This is a genomic window from Pseudomonas sp. KT_2_4, from assembly GCF_041410225.1.
GTDB classification, from domain to species: Bacteria; Pseudomonadota; Gammaproteobacteria; order Pseudomonadales; family Pseudomonadaceae; genus Aquipseudomonas; species Aquipseudomonas paracarnis.
Window position 1 is genome coordinate 1,674,645 of record NZ_CP166962.1, and the last position, 18,086, is coordinate 1,692,730.

An 18,086-nucleotide genomic window follows, 5' to 3' on the forward strand; every position below is an offset into this window, starting at 1 on the left:
CTCCCGCCACAGAGCTTCCAGCTTCGTCAGCCCCATCCCGGTAATCAGCGTCGAGCATGTTGGGATCATGGTTCACCCCGCGCTCAGCCAACCAATGCCGGGCGCCATTGGTCGACTTTTTCAACCACGCCGCAGCCAAGAGCCTCTGCCCGGACAACCCAGCGGCCAGCACCATCAAACGAGTCGAGAAGAAGCAGCGCAAGCGGCACACCGTTGAGGGCCTGAAGGCTATCAGGGAAAAGTCGCCTGCCTGGCTACAGAACGCCATCGGCCTGGCGCTTATCATCGCTCAGCGGCGGACCGACATCCTAGGCATGCGTTTCGAGGGGCAGAAGATCTGCGGGTCATGCGAGCGAGGGCATGAACAAAAAATACCAGCGAGACCATGAGGAAATCATCTGGTCCGAGGCAGTTCCGGACCTGAATATTTGCGAAATCACTGGGTAGTTTTGTGCAGGTTTTGCGCAGGCACAAAAAAGCCGATTCATCTTATCGGCTTAAGTGACTGATTTTACTCAGGAATAAATGGTCGGGACGGAGTGATTCGAACACTCGACCCCTAGCACCCCATGCACGCAGTACCTCTGTAATACCTTGTTAAGTAGCTGTTTTTATTGGCGCTCGCTGCAATCGACTGCCCACAAGAGCTTACAAGTGCGTGAGAGTGTCACGCAAAAGTCACGCACCCTCCCCGGCGTCCTGCCGACGAACACCACTCCCCAAACCTGCCACACCTCGATTACTGTACGCACATACAGTATTTGAGATTCACGCTATGAACGTAGACATGGACACCGATGATTGGCTCGGCTGCCCCACTCCGCTGGAGATGTACCAGCACCAATGCTCAATCCTCGTGGATGAGCTGGTGGAGACGGAGCGCATGCTGCGTCGAGCGCGGGCGAATATCGCCGGCCTGGTGCAGATGAATGATGTGCTGATGACGGGAAAGGAGCAGGCGGAGACTTCCTTGAAAGCCGCCCTATCCCAAGTAGCTGCCTTGAACCTGGAAAACTCACGCCAGGGCCGCAAGTTAAACGGGTTGGCGATAATCACGGAGCAGAGAGACCACCTTCTCAGGGAAAACCAGCGATTGCTGGAAGAGCTGCGGGCACTCAAGGAGCCACAGCCCTGACGTACGCCTGGCATGCGCGCAGCGCGATTATGGCGTTATCCCCGTCGTCGGTGATGGCGACAATTCGTTGCGCATGCGCTGGGTCAAGTTGGGCTCGACGGGCTGCATGAACCACGCCGACGGCGCCGGGGGTGGCAGGCACGTTGCAGCCACTGGCTGGATCCTCGGTAAGGAGGACTGACAGCCGGACATCAGCAGTAGCAAGCTGGTCACGCAGGCGAGCCTGATTGCGTTGGGCATCGGAGAGTTCCTTGGAATGTTGTTGGTCCTGGCCGGCGAGTTGCTGCTCCAAGGCCAGGCGCTTGCCTTGCTCGGCCTGGGCCTGGGCGGCCGCCGCCTTGCTGATTGCGGCCAGGTCCTTCTCGAACTGCCCCTCCTGCTCAGCAAGCTTTTCGCCCATGCGCCAGTCCTGAACCTGCCACGCGCCACCAAACCCGATGGCCAGCGCCAGCAGGATCGCGCAAAGGATCTGCCCGGGCGTCATCACGGCACATCCTTGAAGAACACATGGTGACCGAGGCGCAGGGTCTGTGTGGCCTTCGCCGCCCAGGCCGGGGCCTTGGGCATAGTGGTTGCGTAGTAGTGCGTGGCGCCACCGGTTGGATCAGGTACCGCACCCGACATCACCTGGTCTGCCGCACGCTGTGCCTGGGCGAACTGCGCGACCGGGATCTGCTTGGCACCGCTCAGGTAGACATAGTTCGGGTCGTTCTGGTTCCAGCAGCTGAACTGCCACGGCTTCAGGCAGACACCGGCGTAGCCCTCACCCCACCAGGACTTGGCCTTGCCGTCGAACACTCGGTTGCGGATGGTCCAGGCCACGGCGATCTGGCCGTCCAGGCCCTCACCGCGGGCTTCGCCCCACAGCGTGCGCGCCAGGATGTCCCGGTCTTTTTCAGTAGTGGTCATGCTTTTCTCCAGGCGAAAAAAACCCCGCCAAGGCAGGGTTTCTGTTTTAGTTAAAGCTATTTGTTAGCGGAGCGTCATCCGGGCGAGATCTGGAGAGCCATAGAACTTCAGCTCGCCGTTCTCCCACCAACTGGCAAAGTTCTCACCGATGTCGCCAGGCTCCGATGCCTGGGCAGTATCAATCGCGAAAGGTGCGCCTTGACTGGAAACCTCGGGCAGCGACAGGAAGCCGGTGATAACGCAGCCTTTTGGGGCCGTGCCTGGCGCCGCATTCCTGCGCTCAAGGACCACCGAGCCGTAGGCAATCTGACCGGTTTGCAGAACGAAAACATTCTTTACGCGAACATAATTAACATCAGTAATCAGAACTGCAGCGTCGCCGCAGTCGCCATACACGCCATCGACTTCGACGTCATAGCTACCCACACCAAAAATATCAACAAGCTGCCCAGTTACATTGTCTCCGACGTTGTCGATGAACTTGTTATTACCGTAAGAAGTAACGAGTTCGTAGCAGTCCTCGGGCGCACCGTCTGTCCAGCACTCTTTTACCAACAGCCCTGATGTTTCCCAGAACTCGCATACTTCGTTGCCGGCAGAGTTCGTACCATCGATCTTTCGGAAAAAGCACTGCAAAAGCTTGACGTCGGTAGTGCGGCGCCATTCAAAAAGGCGACGATCCGCAACGTTGCCATCGAACGAGCAGTTTTCAAAGACGCAGTTATCTGCGCCATTGCCGTAGGCGGCAGTCTTGGTGACGCCCGGAGTGTAGGTAAAACGAACGTTTTTGAAATGACTGTTGCGAATCATATTGGGCAGCTGGCTGCCGATATTACCGCCAGGCTTCAGATAATTTAGGTCGCCAATCCCCACGTTGCAGCCACTGATAACGGTATCGCGGACGGCTGTGTAATCGATCGTCCAGCCGTTACCAACGTGCCAATGGAAATGGCTCGAAGTGAACGCGCAACGGTTGATCTCAACTTCGAAAGTGCCTGCACCGTACGCATAGAAAACACCGTTTGTAGGCGTATTTTTTGCTGTGCCTCGAACGATGCAGTCGGTGAGCTTGACCTTTTTGGACAGCGTACCGGCACCAAAAAAGCAGTAGTTGGAGATACCGGAAACCTCGGAGGAAATCATTTCCAAGGTGCCGGAGCTGATGTTTGCCATCACCTCGTCAGCGGTACCGCTGCCGCCGGCGATCTTGCAGCGCTCGTAGACGATAGGCGTGCCAAACGCGACAAGGTTAATCGCAGAAGAACCGTTCGATACGCCAGAGGCCTGTACGTTGAAAAACCGCACATGATAAGTAGCTGCCGGGTCATTGAAGACGAATGCTGGTTTACCGCTTGAAAATGTGATGGATTTATTCTTGATTACATACGGGTCTGCCTGTGTTCCGGTACCGCTAGTGGCCAGAGCCGAAGCATTTGCCTGTGAGGTAATTGAGATGACAGGCGCTGCTGTCCGTGGATCGGCGGTGACGCCAACCTGAGTTGGATCCGCAGGGCCTAAGGTCACCCATGGCTGACAGCCGGCATTGCGCCGGATCGACTCCGCCTTGAACATGGCCTGCATGCGCACAAGCTCAGCGATGGGCGCTGTTCCGATAGGCGTGCTGATCTCCGTATCAGCGGGAAGCGGATCAATATCAGACGCCAGGACGCTGGCAGATTCGTAAGATTCGTTTTGGCTAGTAGATGCTTCGGATGCATTGCTCATTTCTTTTCCTTGAGTGTGAAAGCCCGATCTGATCGGGCTATTGTTCGTCCGTGATTCTATCAGCGGCGGGGAAAACATACCCCAATTTACTGTATATGAATACAGTATTTTCAAATGCCGGAAAGAATCCATAGCGCTTATGGCTATCGAAGGGTAAGGCGTGCAGGTGTTGCGGCACCGTAGATTTTAAGTTCGCCATTCTCCCACCAGGTGGCAAAATTTGAGCCTATGCCTCCAGCAACAGAGGCGAACCTGGTATCAACGGCAAATGGTGCACCCTGACTGCAGACCTCGGGCAGTGAGAGCAAACCGGTGATGCTGCATCCTTTCGGCGAAACCCCAGGCGCCGCGTTTCGACGCTCAAGCACAACAGACCCAAGAGACGTTGTGCCTGTTTGCTTAACGAAGACATTTGAAACGACCACGTAATCAACGTCCGTAATCAGCACCGCCGCGTCACCGCAGTCTCCATAGACACCATCGACCTCGACGTCGAAACTTCCGACGCCGAATATGTCTACTGCTTGCCCGGCGACATTGTCTGCGACGTTATCGATCAGGCGGTTCCGGCCATAGCTGGTGACAATCTCGTAGCAGTCCTCTGGCGCTCCATTCGTCCAGCACTCTTGGATCGTAACCCCGGCACTCTCCCAGAACTCACAGACCTCATTACCGGCGGTGTTGTTACCAAGGGGCTTCTGGAAGTAACAGCGAAGCATGGTCACATCGCTGGTACGGCGCCATTCGAACAGGCGCCGATCAACGGCACTGCCCTCAAACGAACAGTTTTCAAACTTGCAATTATCGGCGCCATTGCCGTAGCAAGCTGTCTGCGTGACCCCAGCCGTAAAAGTGAATCGAACGTTCTTGAAGTAGCTGTGCCGAATCATGTTAGGCAGTTGGCTGAGGATGTTCCCGCCTGGCTTGAGGTAGTTCAAGTCACCTATGCCAACGTTGCAACCACTGATGATCGTGTTCTGGACGCTGTTGTAATCGATCGTCCAGCCATTCCCTACGTGCCAATGAAAGTGGCTAGAGGTGAAAGCGCAACGGAGAATATCTACATCAAACTCTCCAGGGCCGGCAGCCCAAAAAACCCCGTTTGTCGGCGAGCTCTTGGCTGTGCCAATCACTCGGCAGTCAGTCAAATACGCACGTTTTGCCGTTGTTCCAGCGCCGACGAAAATTTGGCCGGATATACCAGACCATTCACACCCGTAGAAGTACAAAGTGATAGCGGTCAGCTGGATGGCTACTTCGTCGGCAGTGCCAGAACCGCCGGCAAAGCCGCAACGCTCGAAAGTTACTGGCGTGCCAAAGGCTGCCGCGTTAATAGCTGCCGAGCCATTGGAGGTGCCAGTGAAACGAACGTTGTAGAACCGGATGTAATAGGTGGCGGCCGGGTCGTTTAGAGTCAGTCCAGGAGAACCACTCGCAAACGTGACGTTCTTGTTCCGAATGATGTATGGGTCTGTGGCAGTGCCGGTACCAGAGGCCGCCAACGCTGAGGCGTTTGCCTGTGACGTGATTGTCATTGGTGTTTGCGTGGTACGAGGATCGGTGGTCACGCCCACAAGCGTGGGATCGGCCGGACCCAACGTGATCCATGGTTGCACGCCAGCTGCTCGGCGGATTTTTTCAGCCTTGAACATGGCCTGCATTCGCAGCACTTCGGCGACGGCCGTACTACCGATATCGGTCTGAATGCCGGATCCAGCTCCCAGCAAAAGGAGCTGAACCACTCGATGCCAGCGACCAGTCGCGACGCCGCCGACCTGCACCACATCAATATCTGTTGGGGTCGCGGTGCTCGAAGCTCGCCACTCGAAAGGTGAGGCGAACCGATCACCCATTGCTGTCTTGCTGCCCAGCTGAACGATATCTCCCTCATACCGCCCCGCGAACGTTTTAAGCTTTGCAAGGTTTCTGATCCACTGAAAGCTGCGGCCAAGCATACTGGCGCCCTTGGAAATATCGTCAAGGTCCGTCAGCTCCCGGCGCAACGGATAGTTCCCGACAGCTACAAGCTTCGGCAAATCAGTGGCCCAGGTGCCAGTCAGCGTTAGCGGTAATGAGGATTGAAGGGCTACGCGGTAAAGCTCACCGTTGCGCTCGATCAATTGGGTTGGACGCTGAACCGAGGCGCCGGCCGCATATTGCACAAAGACCGTTTCCCAGCCGCTTGCCGCCAGCCATTCCGCTACCTGCTGAACCAGGCCGGCCCATGTTTTCAAGATCTTTCCCAGCCGGCCCGGCCAAGTGAGGCTCGAACCATTGACGAGCTTATCAAGGATCGCCGAGTTGTCGTCGAGGTCGCGCGGATCAGTAGAGCCATTCGGCTCGACAGCGTTTCCAGTGTTAAAGGCCATGGCTTTCCCCGAGGCAAAAAAAAGCCCGCTCATTGGCGGGCTTATATGGGTTTAGTTACTTATTCAGGCGCAGTTGCGTTGTCGTACAGGTAGACCCTGTCGTCGTAGTTGAATCCCTGAACCGACACGCTTTCACTTCCTTTCGGGGTTACTTTGCTGATTAGTACGCGGTGGCATTCCCTGGTTACCGGGCCGAACAGCAGATGGGGCGGCTCCCGGTCCCAGCTTGTATCAGGGGTGAAGTCGAGCGTCGGAATGCTCAGGTGGTAATCGCTGATCCTTGTGGCTGCCCATGGGCCGCTGAGCGTACCGTCCTGGCGCCTGATACCTACCGTGTGATTCACGCCTGGCTCCCATATAAAAGCTTCCGAGCTTTCGAGGATGTAGCTGCCAGAGCCCAGGGATATGCCAAGCAGCAAGGCGCTCTGCCCTCTCCCGGGCGTATCGTCCGAAACGCCGGCAAGGCCCATGTAATCGCTGTTGTTGCCGTCCAGTTCGGTCTCGAACGAATAGCTCCAGCGTCGGTACCTGGTTTCGCTTGCGCGGCGCATACCCAAGCGATATGCCCGGTCACGGTCGCCTATGCCCAGGGCCTGTACTTTCTCGGCTTTCAGACCTTGCTGACCAGGCAGTCGACACTTAACCGTCTCTGTTTGGCGGGTGCGTCGATCCTTGTACTCAACGTCCACGCCGTCGTGCTCTGATCCAGGGTCTGGCGATTTGAAGCTGATGCGCAGCGGGCCCTTCATGTTCTGGGCCGAGTAACCTTGCGTCCCGGGCGGGAAATACTCTGTATCGAAGCCTTCCCGCTTCTGATCGCGCACAGGGCGCAGGCGACCGCGACTGATGGTGAACTCTGCAAAGCCTGGGGCGAGCGCGGTGTTCAGCGCCTCCTTGACGGTCATGAGCGAATCGATCGACAGGTTGAAGGTGTCACCCCTGGCCTTGCAAACCGTGTCGAACGCTGCCAGTTCGTCCGTGTCGATGTCGGCGTCCTGATACCCAGGTGCCTTGGCGATGTAGTTAAACGCGGGGGCGATATCGCGAGTTACGCGGTTGTCTGGCGTCCAGGCCCCATTGACCAAGATCGGCAGCTTGCGCGTGGCCACGACCGAAACCTTGTTCTCGCTTTGGCTTGAGAGCTTGCCGCCACCGGCCGCCGATAGCGCCAGAATCGTCCAGCCCGGGTAACTCGTAGGGCTTGGAAGCAATGCCCGAACGTCGTACCACTGGATATTGTCCTGCACGTTGGTCAGCGTGGACTTTGCACCGATTCGGCGCATACGGCCTTCTGGCTCCATCGCGGTCCATGTGGCAACCTCGCGCGTGAAGCCGATCTGGTCGAGGGTTCGGTCACTGATTGTTTCGATGAAAGAAACCCAAGCTCCCGCGGTGGTTCTATCTCGGTATTGGAACTCGTAGGTGACACTCCAAGGCTCAAGGTCGCCCTTGTTGTTTACCCCCGCCAACCCGCTTGGAAACAGGACGGTGAATGAGAGCTTCGTTGCCTTGAGACCTGGCGGGCAAAGCGCGAACGGCCCAGCCCAGTCGCCTTCAAGGTTCGAATTGTCCAGTCTGAGAACGGCTGAGTTGCTTTCGATGAAGTCGAATCCGGGCCAATCATTGTCTGTGACGCCAGCGTCAGTCAGGCGGTCTACGGCTATCTGCGACGTACTCGCCGCCGTGAGCCGGTACCGAAGACCAGCATACCCAATGCATGCCCAGCCAATACCGGCCAGGAGGCCAGAAACCGGCGCGCCGCTGGTGGTGTTGAGGGTCATGTGGGCCGGATCGCCCCCGGCCGCCGGCGTGAAGTCGTTGACGATGTAGCGGCCGGCATTCGCCCCAACTACCTCGATCTGCATTCCAGGGAAGGCGCCAAGCTGCTCCAGCGGGCCGGAAATCACATCCCGGCCACCAGCACCGCCGCCCGCCGTGACCATGTACTGATACATGACCTCAATGCGCAGGATCATTCCAACAGCCCAGCCGGCAGGGAATGCTCCGGCGCCAGTTGGGACGGCGACCAAATCACCGTTGAACTGATACGCCTGGGCTCCTGGTACTGGAGGAACGGTGACGGTGGTCTTCAGCTCGATACCAGAAGTGCCTGTGGCCGTTACGCCAACTTCAGGTGCCTGGTACCACCACTTGGCGGCTGGCTCGTTGCTCAGGTCTTCGCCAGGTCCGTATACCCTGGCGGTCGCGTTGGCACCCAGCGATATCACCGCCGTGTTCCCGATTTTGATATCGCTCGGGTTGACCTGGCACTCACCTCGGGTAATGCACAACAGCATGTGCTGCCACTCATCCCGCGGGCCTTTGAAGTATCGGCGCGGCTCTACTATATAGTCAGGAAAAATTTCATCCTCACCGAACAGCTCGCGTACCGGGTCGCCGTAGCGCACCTGGTTGGCCTTGGCGTTGGCGCTGGAAAGCGTGCTGCCCTGCTGGGGTGATCCAGTTTTAGGCAACTTCACCCGCGGCGTGATGAGCTTCATCACTGCTTGCACGCCCTTGATGGCGGCGATGGTGATGGAGATCGGGTCTGTGCCCTTCGGCTCGTACCAGATCTGCACGAAGTCGTCAGGGCCAAACTGCAATTCAGGCCAGGAATGATGAGTGCTTGGGCAACCATTGACCGATATGCTCACTGGCGGCACGTCCCGGCGCTCGTATGCCTTCATGTTTTCGATGAGCCACTGCTCAACGGTGGTAGGCGAACTCACCCGATACGTTCTTAAAGCAACCGGGTCAGCCTTGTTCCCATAGAACTCGATCACGATAGAACACCACCGTCATGTAGTTATCTTTGAATTCCTGAAGCCGGATGATCCTGGCCCCGCTGCCGGGGTTGATCTCCAGTACTTGCAGGCGGTCGTCTTTGAGCACCACCAGAGCAACGTGGGCGCAGATGTCACCCTTCATGGCGGCGGCGATTGCACCCGGGAAGGGGTCGCAACGCTCGAGTGCCCTGCCAACCTCAGCCCTGTAGGAGCGCTGGAAGGCGTGAATGCCCAGGCGAGTCACCTCTCCAAACTTGGATAGCCCAGGCAGGCCGTATAACTCCGACCTGGCTATCGTCGTAAGACCCCAGCAATCTACGGACGGCAGTTCGCGACCGCCGTCTTGGTAGGTGGCAGTTAGGTATCGTGATGGCATGGTTATAGGTACTTAATGCAGGGAGCGTTCAGGGCGCTGAAGGTTTCTCGATTGAAGTTCGTGTCGATGAGGTTGAAGTAGCCACCGTCGACACGGATTGTTGCGCCTTCGAAGCTTCCGCCGCTCACGACGAGGTAATAGGGCCTTTGCGCCGGCTGACTGAGGTTTGTGCTCAGGTAAAGCCGAAGCGTGGCACGTATGATTGCGTCTGCGTCCATTGCCTGCCGGATAAGGTTTTGGCCTCGCCCCGTAACACCGTCAATCGCAAACGTGACCGTCTGGCTGCCGGTGTTGTCCTTCGTCGGGTATGAAACATCAATACCTCCGGCCTCATGCAAAAGCATCCTTCCGTCTTCAGTTCCAAGCCAAAGATCTTCAAAGCCAGCAGTTATGAGTACCGGCTCAGTCCAGGAATCGCTAAACAGCTCAAATGCCGGGATGAGCACTTCGCTGCCTGGCGATGCGTAGCACACGTCGAGTGGGTTCATGCTTCTGGCCAATCCCTGTTGATTGCTAAGTCGATGATGTTCTTGCCGAACCAAAGCTCAGGGAAGTTTTCCCATCCTGGCTCTATCAATGGCCTGTCACGCAGAAGAAGCGTGCCCGATATCTCGTATCGGTTCACCTGGACAAGCTCGGGACCGTCATACATCCCTTTGATTTTGCAGATGTAATCCTTGAATCCAACAGGGGTTTTGAGCTTTGCCTCAAACCACAGAGTGCCGTCGACAAGTGTCCGGGCAAACCATGATTCGAAGAACGCCATCTGCTCCTCATCCATGTTCCAACGCGCCCTTATGGTCGTTGGAACATAGGTGAACTTGCGGCGCTCCCTGTATCTCCCTGACTCTAACGGAGTCTCCATCTTTGGGTTTTCAGTGCTGAGTTTGTATCCGTCCTGGAGTGGCAACGGCAGTTCTTTCGGGTACTTGATCATGAGCCCACCGTGCTTAAACCATATTTTTCAGCCATGGCCTGGTGAGCCGGCCCATCGCTCATAACGCTGGCAACCCAGATATCAACGATATCCCGACCACCTTCGTTTCGGCTTTGAACCTGACCACCCCGCGATGCATCCTCATGAATGTTCACCACGACTCCGGCGGACTGCGTGAGCGAAACACCACCACCGCCGCTACCACCCGATACGGAAACCCGCTCGTTTGAGTTGATCGCCTCCAGCAAACCACGGTTACGCTTTGTCGCCGCAGCGTTCACAACGAACTCGCCATCACTCAGGCGCGCAGGGATGCTGTCGGATGTCCCGGTGCCAGGGCCGGAAACGTGGCCACCAGTGCTGAATCCCCTGGTGAGCGCGAACGCTGCCAGCAAAGCAGTACCGCCGACGATTGCAGCGGCACCAAATGAGCCAACAGAGGCCACGAGCGCGGCAGGCAACCATGCGGCAAGCGTGCTGCCTGCTGCTGCCACCTGGGCAGTTTGAACGGTTGCTGTGGCTGCCAAGCTCGAAGCCGTGGCAACTCCATCCGCCGCGACCTTGGCTGTTGCAACGGCCGCCGCACCGCCGACCTTGATGCTGGTCTCGGTCGTCGACTGGGCGATCTCCTTGGCGGAAAAGGCCGAGCTGAGAGCGGAGTTGATGCCGATCTGCACACCCATCCGAATGAATCCGGAAAGGATCTCGCTGACAACCGTGCGACCGATATCACCAAGCGTGCTGAGCGAAAACGAACCACTCGCCAAAGCCGTGGTAATGCTCGTTGAGATGCTGCTGAACGCCCCTGAGAAGATCGATTGAGTCTGCCCTGCGATGTTCATGGCTTGCGTGCCAAAGTTCTGCATGGCCGCCGTCCACCCGTTGATAGGGTTGAGCATGGCCTGGTCCATCTGAGCCCAGCCGGCTTGCACCGCCTCAATCTGGAGAGGAAGGTACTCGTTGGTCAGGTCGATCTGGGCCTGCAGGTCCTGGCGCTGCTTCTCCGTAGTGGCGTTGGCCAGTTCGGTACGCAGCTCAAGGATGCGGTCGTTCGTCTGCTGCTCAAGCTGCACGCGCTGTTGAAGGCGCTGCGACTGCTGGTCACCCATGCCGACGCCTGCGGCTTCCAGGCTGTACTGGGTGCGCTGGGTGCTGAGCTGCTTCTCTAGCTGCGCCCTGTATTGCTCGGCCTGGGTAAGGCCTTGGGCGCCCTTGATAGCTGCGGCGTAGTTCGTGGATGCTTGGGCCAGTGCTTTGCCGTACTGCTCTTGAGTTATTTTCCCTTTGCTCAACACCAGCTGAAGCTGTGTTTGCTCCTTGGCCAATGCGCGTGCGGCCTGGGCGGCCGGGTCGTACTGGCTGTAGAGCTTGGCGAAGGTGTTTTCTGCCTCGGGAACACCGCGGTTCAGTCCCTTTACTGCCTTCGGCTTGTTCTTCTTCGCCTCTCGCTCCTTGATATCGGCGATCTGCTGCTCAATGTTCTTGCGCGCTACAGCGAACTTCGTTTCCTCTTCTGCGGTAAAACCACCTGCTTTCTGGGCCGATGCGCGGGCCTTATCCAGATCGATAAGCTGTTTGTTGAGCTTTTGTGTCTGGGTTTGAGAGGCCTTGAATGTCGCATTGATGGTGTCGACGCCCTTCTTGCCAGCGTCCTGGATCGCCTTGCTGGCTGCGTCCTCGGCAGACTTGCGGCCTACCTCAGCGATAGCTGCTTGAAGTTCAGCAGCTTGTTTCTTTAGCTGATCGACATTCTGGATGTTCAGGCCAAGGCCGAATGCTGCGCGCCCGCCCTGCTTGATGCCTTTGCTGGCATCGGCAATCTTGTTCTCGACTTCGGCGAGCTGCTGCTCAAGGGATTTATCGCGCCCGATATCGAGCATCGCATCCCATGCGCTCTTGGCGAATGATGCGACAGACTTCCAGGCCCCCTCCAACGAACCAAGGTTCTTCTCGATCTCGCCGGCACGCGTGCTGATTTCCTCTGCGTAAATGCCCGCGGCCATCTTTGCGGCGCCCATCGTATTGCCCTGCTCTTGCAGGGAAACGATGTTTGCGTATTGCGAGGCGGTGAGGATATTCAGCTCGGCATCAAGCTTCTTGATTGCCTCGACCGGGCTCTTGGCGATTTCGTTGAACGACTGCACGACCTCTTTAACGTCGCGCCCCGTCTGCTTCGACCATGCCAAGGATGCCTGGGTGATCTCGGCGTACATGGAGGTCAGCGGGTTACCGGCGGCGGCCAGCTTGGTCAGCAATTCAGCGGCCGCACCTACAGTGGTTCCGGTGCTGGCTACTTGGTTCGCCAGGTCGGCAAGCTGGTTCGCACTGGTGCCTGCTGCGTTTCCGTTCTCGATTAGTACCCTGCCGAAGCGCTCCGACTCCTCGGAGCCTTGATAATAGGCAAGCGCTAGCGTTGCTGCGGCTGCGGCAGCAACGGTAAACGGATTGACAAGACCAAGGATGTACCCTCCTAAGGCTCTGGCTGCCGGACCAAGCCCGCCAAACATATCCTTGAGCTGTCCGCCCTGCTGAAGGGCAACCATGGTAATTGGCTGTCCAGCAGCAATAGACGTGAAGATGTCAGTGAACTGAGCAGGAACACCACGCAAAGCCGCAGCATTTTGCTTGGCTGTATTTCCTGTGCGAGTTAGCGAGTCGTCAAACCGAGTTAGTTCATTACGAGCCTGATTGATCTTGGTCTGATATTCGACAAACGTATCGCCCTCGACGATGCCGGCCTTTTTGAACTTGGCCAGCTTGTCCTGCATGTCGTCCAGGCGGCCCAGGGCTGCTACCGTAGGGTTGATCTGCCCCAGGAGCTGGGCGAGCTCTTTCTTCTGCTGTGCAGCGCTGGACGACACGCCATCAGCCGAGGCAGCAGCAGCATCACCGCTTTTTTCCATCCGGCCGAGGGAGTCAGTCATCCGGTTTGCATTTTGCTCGGCGCCACGGGATTCAATCGTGATTCCAAGGCGTGATTCCTGCGCCATAGCTTTCTCCAGGCGTAAAAAAACCCGCTGGGCGGGCTATGGTTTCTTCGGAGGTTTCGGCTTTTCCTTCTCCTGCTGCTCTTCCCAGTACGCGCGGAAGTCGTCATCCAGTGCGAAGATGGCTGCATCGAACTCATCGCGGCATATGGCGGTGGGGTTGCGGGAAAGGTATTCAGTGATAGCGTTAGGCGATATTGGAGCCGGGGCACCCACCATGCCGACGTACTGCCTCGTCCTGCTGATCGGCCCGTATGCCTCAAGGATTTCAGCGGTAACCCCGTCAATCTCCGGCGCCTCTGGAACCGTTCCGCTTAGGCGCTCATGCTTCCAGCGCTTTTTTTCGTTTGCCGCGCCTGCCCACTCGCGGCCCCAGCGGTACGCGGCAAGGGCTTTCCCGATGTTTCCTCGGTTTTTTCTTCGGCCCGCAAGGCAATGTCTCGACCAGCCTGGATAGCGATGAAGTAAACGCTAGGCATCTGGTACATCAGCGACTTGCAAAGCTCTTTTGAATACGGCGCAGGAACGCCTGGCTTATCCGTCTCGTCGATACCTTCCCAATCCTTGATAAGGTGCCTGGCCACCAAGTCGATCAGCAGGTCGCTTTCCTGCTCAAAAACCACCGCAGGAAGATCGTCAGAACCGAATTCATTCGTGCCAACACGGGTCTGTGCGTCAATCGCTCCAAGATGGCGGAGGATCAGTGCGTAATGCGACTTGTAGAGTGGCGAGGCAGTTGAGCCGACCAGGATAGAAGCATCAGCCTCTTCTCGACTGCATTGTTCGATCCCACCTGCCGGCGTTTTTCGGAATCCTACCCAGCGCTCGCCGTTGGCGTCTAGTTCAGGCTTTTTCGTGATCGTGATGCCCATGGTATTCCTCTGCGGTAAAAGGCCCGGCACGCACCGCATGGCGCGCCAGGCAAAGGGTTTAAGCGGTGATGGTGATTTCAGCGGTGTCGGTTTTTGTGTTATCCGACTTGCTGGTAGCGGTGATGGTCGCGGTACCAACGGCCACGCCCTTGACCAGGCCGGTAGCGCTGACGCTGGCCTTGGTGGCGTCGGAAGTGGTCCAGGTCACCAGCTGGCTTGCGCCTACTGGAGTTACAGCGGCTTCCAGGTCGACAGTGCCGCCCACGGCAACACTGGCAGTGGCCGGGGTTACGGCTACGGCGGCAATAACGATTGGCGCTGGCAGTCGGGTGATCGTCGGTGGCACGCGGCGGCCGGTGTAGCTCAGTTCAACCTGGATAATGTCGGTCGAACCACCGTCAGGCCAATCACCGCTGACTTCCATTTCTGGCAAGAAGAAGGTGTAGCCGCCGTCAGCGTTGTTCAGCGTGAACTCGAAGCTGAGTGCATCACCGGTCTGCTGGGCTTTCCAGTAGGTGTACGCAGCTTTCGACCAACTCATGGTGATCGAGCCGGACGGGGTGAACGTGGTCGGGATGATGTTGCCCGGGAACGGGTTGCCGTTACCGATGCATCGCTGGGTTTGGACTGCGTTGTCGAACTCCAGGTTGAAGCTGTCGACGCAGGCGTTGTCCTCGCCCAATTGCACGCCGTTAATCTTCAGGCCGGTTACGTCTTTGAAGCCGTAGCGGCGCTGGTGGGCTTCAGCAGCAGGGTTGACGATGAACGACGTGTTGTCGGCCTTGTCGTCCCAGGCAATCGCGGCAAAGGTGGTGGTTACGTTGATCTCGTTGTCGTTCGGGATCTCAAAGTTCATCGTTGCCACTTGAGCGCCGCGGGCAATCGCCGCAATACCCACGTCGCTGGCGTAGGAGCCAATCGAGAACGAAATCCGGTCATTGCCCATGGTCAGGACGTTGCCGACCCAGTCCTTGCCGAAGCAGGAGGCCATGAACTCATCCAGCGCGCCGTAGCGCAGCTTGGTCTCCACATCGCCACCAACGTCAACCGTGGTCTGGGCCGTGCCCTGGGCCATGCGATCAACGCCGATTTCGTTGTTCTCTTCCGAGTTGTAGGTCGGCAGCAAGCCGAAGCTGACCCGGGTCAGGACATTCCAGTCGCCGGGCGGGGTGATTCCTGGGGTGATCTCGCGCTTCCACGCGGTTGAGACCTTGGCACCACTGGACATGGGGTGTTTCTCCTATCAATAGGCGTAAAAAAACCGCCATGTGGCGGTGGATGGTCTGGGCTTAGTACGCCCTGTATGGAATTCGAACGTTGACCTGGTACCAGCCCAGGCCGTCGTCGCCCACAACTTGCGCTGAGGCGGCGAAGCAATCAAAAGGACCAGATGGGTCGCTGTAGTACTCGAAGTGCTCGACCAGCGTGTCAGCGGCCTTGGTGATCGCCAAGGTGCCCTTGTAAGTCGGAACGAATAGCTGAATGACGATGATCCCAGTTCGGCGCACGCAGGGGCCTATGCCGACCTCTGGGGTACTGGATAGGCCCGGAACATCTGCGAGCCTGGCCCAGATCGGCCGACCTTCAGGATCAAATGGCCCGTCGGGATTGTTAGGATAATCGACATCCGCAGCCGGAATGCCGGCCCACTGCTCCATGCGGGCCATTACGATTTCTCGAATCTGCTCAAAGGTCATTTGGTATAGGCCTGTGTAACGCCATAGAAGGCGATACCGTAGATGCCGGCTGGCGCCTGGCGGGAATGCCCATCCTCAAGAGGACCGGCGTACACAAGGTTGTTCTGGATATAAGTGACCGTGAAGGGCTGAAGCCCCGATAGAGCGCTTTCCGCTCGACTGATCGTCTCCCGGCCAGTCTTGTCATACTCGTCAAGCGAGTAGTAGACCTGCGAACCAATGCTGACGATGTTGTTGGCAAGGAATCGGCCAGTGTCCACGGGAGCGCGCAGAACTATCTCGCCCATCATGGCCAGCACTATAGCCCTGTGCCGCTCGACGATTGCTTCCCTGATAACGCCTGAAAACGCGGATGGCGGCGTGCTCCATGCTCGCCCGCCGCGCTGTCTGGCCATTAGGCTTTTCTCAACTGAATGTCGTGGTGGACGCCCGCCGGATCGCTTGCCGCACGCACAACCCGATACCCTGCCATAGGTGCGCCAAGGATTGGCACGACGGCAGTGGTTTTAATCAGGTGGCCAACCTTGGGTCGGTCCGGCACCTCGTTGACCAATGCAATCAACTGGATGTCGCCAACCAGGATGTTCAACTGGTCAATACGCTCGGATGCGTACTCATGAAAGACGCCACGCCCGCCATAGATCACGGGAACGGCAGTAGTTTCTTCGGTAATCGGATCGCGAACACCTGGCCCCATGTACTCTCCGGTAAAGGAGGTCACGGACTCAGCGAAGACGCTATCGAATAACGCCCCGAAGATTTCCTGCATCTCGTCGCGCATAGTTAGCCCTTATGGAATATCTGGCCTGGCAGCGGCAGTTAGCTGTTTCGTCGTAACCGGCGCCTAGCGATCTGTCGCCCGGATACTGCAGAAGAGCTCCGGAGTTACTTTGGAATGGCTCGCCCAGGCCGCGCTCTTGCCCCTGCATACCTGAATGGCTGTGCCTGACCTTCTCGTCACGACGCGTATCCCAGTCCTTGGTAACCGCCTCGCGGGGTAGCCCGCGCTCCACCAACTGCTGATAGACACGGTCTCGCCCAGCACTGAAAGACTCGAGCGCCTCAGTCCTGGCGATCATTTCCGCATGGGTTTGAAGTAGGCGGTCGGAGTAGCGGCCAGCAATGCGCTCCACATCGACCTTGTTGACGGCCTTCCCTGCCTTTAGCGCCCGAAGAACCATCGAATCGAATCGGCGGTCACGGCGCGTGCGAGTCAGGTACTTCTTCAACTGCTCGCGATCTCCGCTTAGTAACTGGGTGCGCGCATCGGCGACGTACTGAGCGAAGTTTCCTGGGAGCCCTACAGAGCCACCAGTCCGCTTGCCTGTCTGCTTGCTAACTCTGCCAGCCAAGTCCAGCGCGATCTGCCTGGGCGACCTACCAGCCCGCAATCCGGATGAAACCGTCACTCGCACCGAGTCAACCAGGTCACGATCCATCTGAGCTTTGAGCGAAGCGATGTGATCGCCCAGCCATGACTCGGCGGCTGGCGCCCGCACATCGAACTCCGACTTGCCGGCCGCCTTTGGCACCTGCTTGGTTTCGTAAGCGCCGCCGGCCATGTATCCAGACCGGATCAGCTCAAACAGAAGCCCAAACACACCAAGAGCCAGAGCCTCATCCAGCGCCCCATGATCATTCGACTCGATGTATCGCTCAATTTCCGCTATGACCGCCGCATCGACAACACCGCGCACCTGCTCCAGGTAAGCCCGCTGCATCTTGGGCTCCATACCCTCGATCTGGCGCAGGATGTCTGTCTGATTCACACGGTCACCACGAACGGTAAGGGACATCGAAGGATCATGATCGGGCCGAGAATGCTATTGATCATGCCGATTACCGGCTTGTTGGGCTGGCCGTCTCCATCCTCCGGGCCGAAGAACTCGGTGTCCAGCGGACCAACCTTGGCGCGCTTGATAGCCATGGACGCGATGTAGTCCGGGTTCAGGCTCCCAGGCTTAACCAGCTCGCGCAGCGCCCCCTCATAGGTAGCCTGCTCAATCTCGCGCGGCACCTCGCCATCGGGGATAGGGTCGCCAGACCGATCTATTGCGCCTGTACGCGGCCATTGCAGGGCTTGCGCCCTACCACCAGCCTTACGGCCAGGGAATGACAGTACGCACCCAGTCATAGGCAACTGAGTGCCGATGCCATCGATGTAGGCTGATGCTCGCGCCAGGGCTTCTTCTTTGGCCTGCTCTGTGGCAGCCGCCCAAGCGGCATTGCCACGGGCCGAGTGGTAAGCGTCAGCGCCCGCCACGGTACCGTAGTAGTCAGCCATCATCATTCT

General features: G+C 57.9%; 18 protein-coding genes. 2 read left to right on the forward strand and 16 right to left on the reverse strand.

Annotated elements, in window-relative coordinates:
• The first annotated feature begins 56 nt into the window (after positions 1 to 56).
• Both AB9N64_RS07435 and AB9N64_RS07440 read left to right on the forward strand, forming a co-directional pair.
• Positions 57 to 389: a hypothetical protein gene (locus AB9N64_RS07435; RefSeq protein ID WP_058410054.1), complete on the forward strand. Its 333-nt coding sequence runs from the start codon at positions 57 to 59 to the stop codon at positions 387 to 389.
• Positions 390 to 775: 386 nt separating this feature from the next.
• Positions 776 to 1,135, forward strand: coding sequence for a hypothetical protein (locus tag AB9N64_RS07440; protein ID WP_371360101.1), 360 nt, complete (start codon positions 776 to 778; stop codon positions 1,133 to 1,135).
• On the opposite strand, the gene AB9N64_RS07445 is transcribed toward AB9N64_RS07440, so the two are convergent.
• From AB9N64_RS07445 to AB9N64_RS07520, 16 genes are all read right to left on the reverse strand, one after another.
• A complete protein-coding gene (locus AB9N64_RS07445; protein ID WP_371360102.1) occupies positions 1,116 to 1,619 on the reverse strand; it encodes a lysis system i-spanin subunit Rz in 504 nt (167 codons plus the stop codon). The genes AB9N64_RS07440 and AB9N64_RS07445 overlap by 20 nt on opposite strands.
• Entirely contained in the window at positions 1,619 to 2,044 is a 426-nt protein-coding gene (locus AB9N64_RS07450; RefSeq protein ID WP_371360103.1) for a cell wall hydrolase, read from the reverse strand. The genes AB9N64_RS07445 and AB9N64_RS07450 overlap by 1 nt, the downstream gene beginning before the upstream one ends.
• A gap of 63 nt (positions 2,045 to 2,107) precedes the next feature.
• The gene (locus AB9N64_RS07455) at positions 2,108 to 3,769 is read right to left on the reverse strand and encodes a hypothetical protein (RefSeq protein WP_371360104.1); all 1,662 of its coding nucleotides are present in this window, start codon (positions 3,767 to 3,769) and stop codon (positions 2,108 to 2,110) included.
• 143 nt (positions 3,770 to 3,912) lie between these two features.
• Positions 3,913 to 6,138, reverse strand: coding sequence for a hypothetical protein (locus AB9N64_RS07460; protein ID WP_371360105.1), 2,226 nt, complete (start codon positions 6,136 to 6,138; stop codon positions 3,913 to 3,915).
• Positions 6,139 to 6,197: 59 nt separating this feature from the next.
• Complete coding sequence (locus tag AB9N64_RS07465) at positions 6,198 to 8,921, reverse strand: host specificity factor TipJ family phage tail protein (RefSeq protein WP_371360106.1); 2,724 nt, start codon at positions 8,919 to 8,921, stop codon at positions 6,198 to 6,200.
• Positions 8,893 to 9,066: a hypothetical protein gene (locus AB9N64_RS07470; protein ID WP_238597291.1), complete on the reverse strand. Its 174-nt coding sequence runs from the start codon at positions 9,064 to 9,066 to the stop codon at positions 8,893 to 8,895. The genes AB9N64_RS07465 and AB9N64_RS07470 overlap by 29 nt, the downstream gene beginning before the upstream one ends.
• Before the next feature lie 236 nt (positions 9,067 to 9,302).
• On the reverse strand, positions 9,303 to 9,788 hold the full coding sequence (locus AB9N64_RS07475; protein WP_371360107.1) for a DUF1833 family protein: 486 nt from the start codon (positions 9,786 to 9,788) through the stop codon (positions 9,303 to 9,305).
• Positions 9,785 to 10,237, reverse strand: coding sequence for a transposase (locus AB9N64_RS07480; RefSeq protein ID WP_371360108.1), 453 nt, complete (start codon positions 10,235 to 10,237; stop codon positions 9,785 to 9,787). Before AB9N64_RS07480 ends, AB9N64_RS07475 begins: the two co-directional genes overlap by 4 nt.
• The gene (locus AB9N64_RS07485; RefSeq protein WP_371360109.1) at positions 10,234 to 13,227 is read right to left on the reverse strand and encodes a phage tail length tape measure family protein; all 2,994 of its coding nucleotides are present in this window, start codon (positions 13,225 to 13,227) and stop codon (positions 10,234 to 10,236) included. Before AB9N64_RS07485 ends, AB9N64_RS07480 begins: the two co-directional genes overlap by 4 nt.
• Positions 13,228 to 13,538: 311 nt before the next feature.
• A complete protein-coding gene (locus tag AB9N64_RS07490; RefSeq protein ID WP_371360110.1) occupies positions 13,539 to 14,096 on the reverse strand; it encodes a hypothetical protein in 558 nt (185 codons plus the stop codon).
• Between the two features lie 58 nt (positions 14,097 to 14,154).
• Positions 14,155 to 15,324 carry a phage tail tube protein gene (locus tag AB9N64_RS07495; RefSeq protein ID WP_371360111.1) on the reverse strand — a complete coding sequence of 390 codons (1,170 nt, stop codon included), beginning with the start codon at positions 15,322 to 15,324 and terminating at the stop codon, positions 14,155 to 14,157.
• Between the two features lie 61 nt (positions 15,325 to 15,385).
• On the reverse strand, positions 15,386 to 15,793 hold the full coding sequence (locus AB9N64_RS07500; RefSeq protein ID WP_371360112.1) for a phage tail terminator-like protein: 408 nt from the start codon (positions 15,791 to 15,793) through the stop codon (positions 15,386 to 15,388).
• Positions 15,790 to 16,188, reverse strand: a complete 399-nt coding sequence (locus tag AB9N64_RS07505; RefSeq protein WP_220381986.1) for an HK97 gp10 family phage protein — start codon at positions 16,186 to 16,188, stop codon at positions 15,790 to 15,792. The genes AB9N64_RS07500 and AB9N64_RS07505 overlap by 4 nt, the downstream gene beginning before the upstream one ends.
• Entirely contained in the window at positions 16,188 to 16,574 is a 387-nt protein-coding gene (locus AB9N64_RS07510) for a hypothetical protein (protein WP_220381985.1), read from the reverse strand. Before AB9N64_RS07510 ends, AB9N64_RS07505 begins: the two co-directional genes overlap by 1 nt.
• On the reverse strand, positions 16,531 to 17,589 hold the full coding sequence (locus tag AB9N64_RS07515) for a phage head morphogenesis protein (protein ID WP_220381984.1): 1,059 nt from the start codon (positions 17,587 to 17,589) through the stop codon (positions 16,531 to 16,533). Before AB9N64_RS07515 ends, AB9N64_RS07510 begins: the two co-directional genes overlap by 44 nt.
• A complete protein-coding gene (locus AB9N64_RS07520) occupies positions 17,559 to 18,077 on the reverse strand; it encodes a DnaT-like ssDNA-binding protein (RefSeq protein WP_220381983.1) in 519 nt (172 codons plus the stop codon). Before AB9N64_RS07520 ends, AB9N64_RS07515 begins: the two co-directional genes overlap by 31 nt.
• Between the last annotated feature and the right edge of the window lie 9 nt (positions 18,078 to 18,086).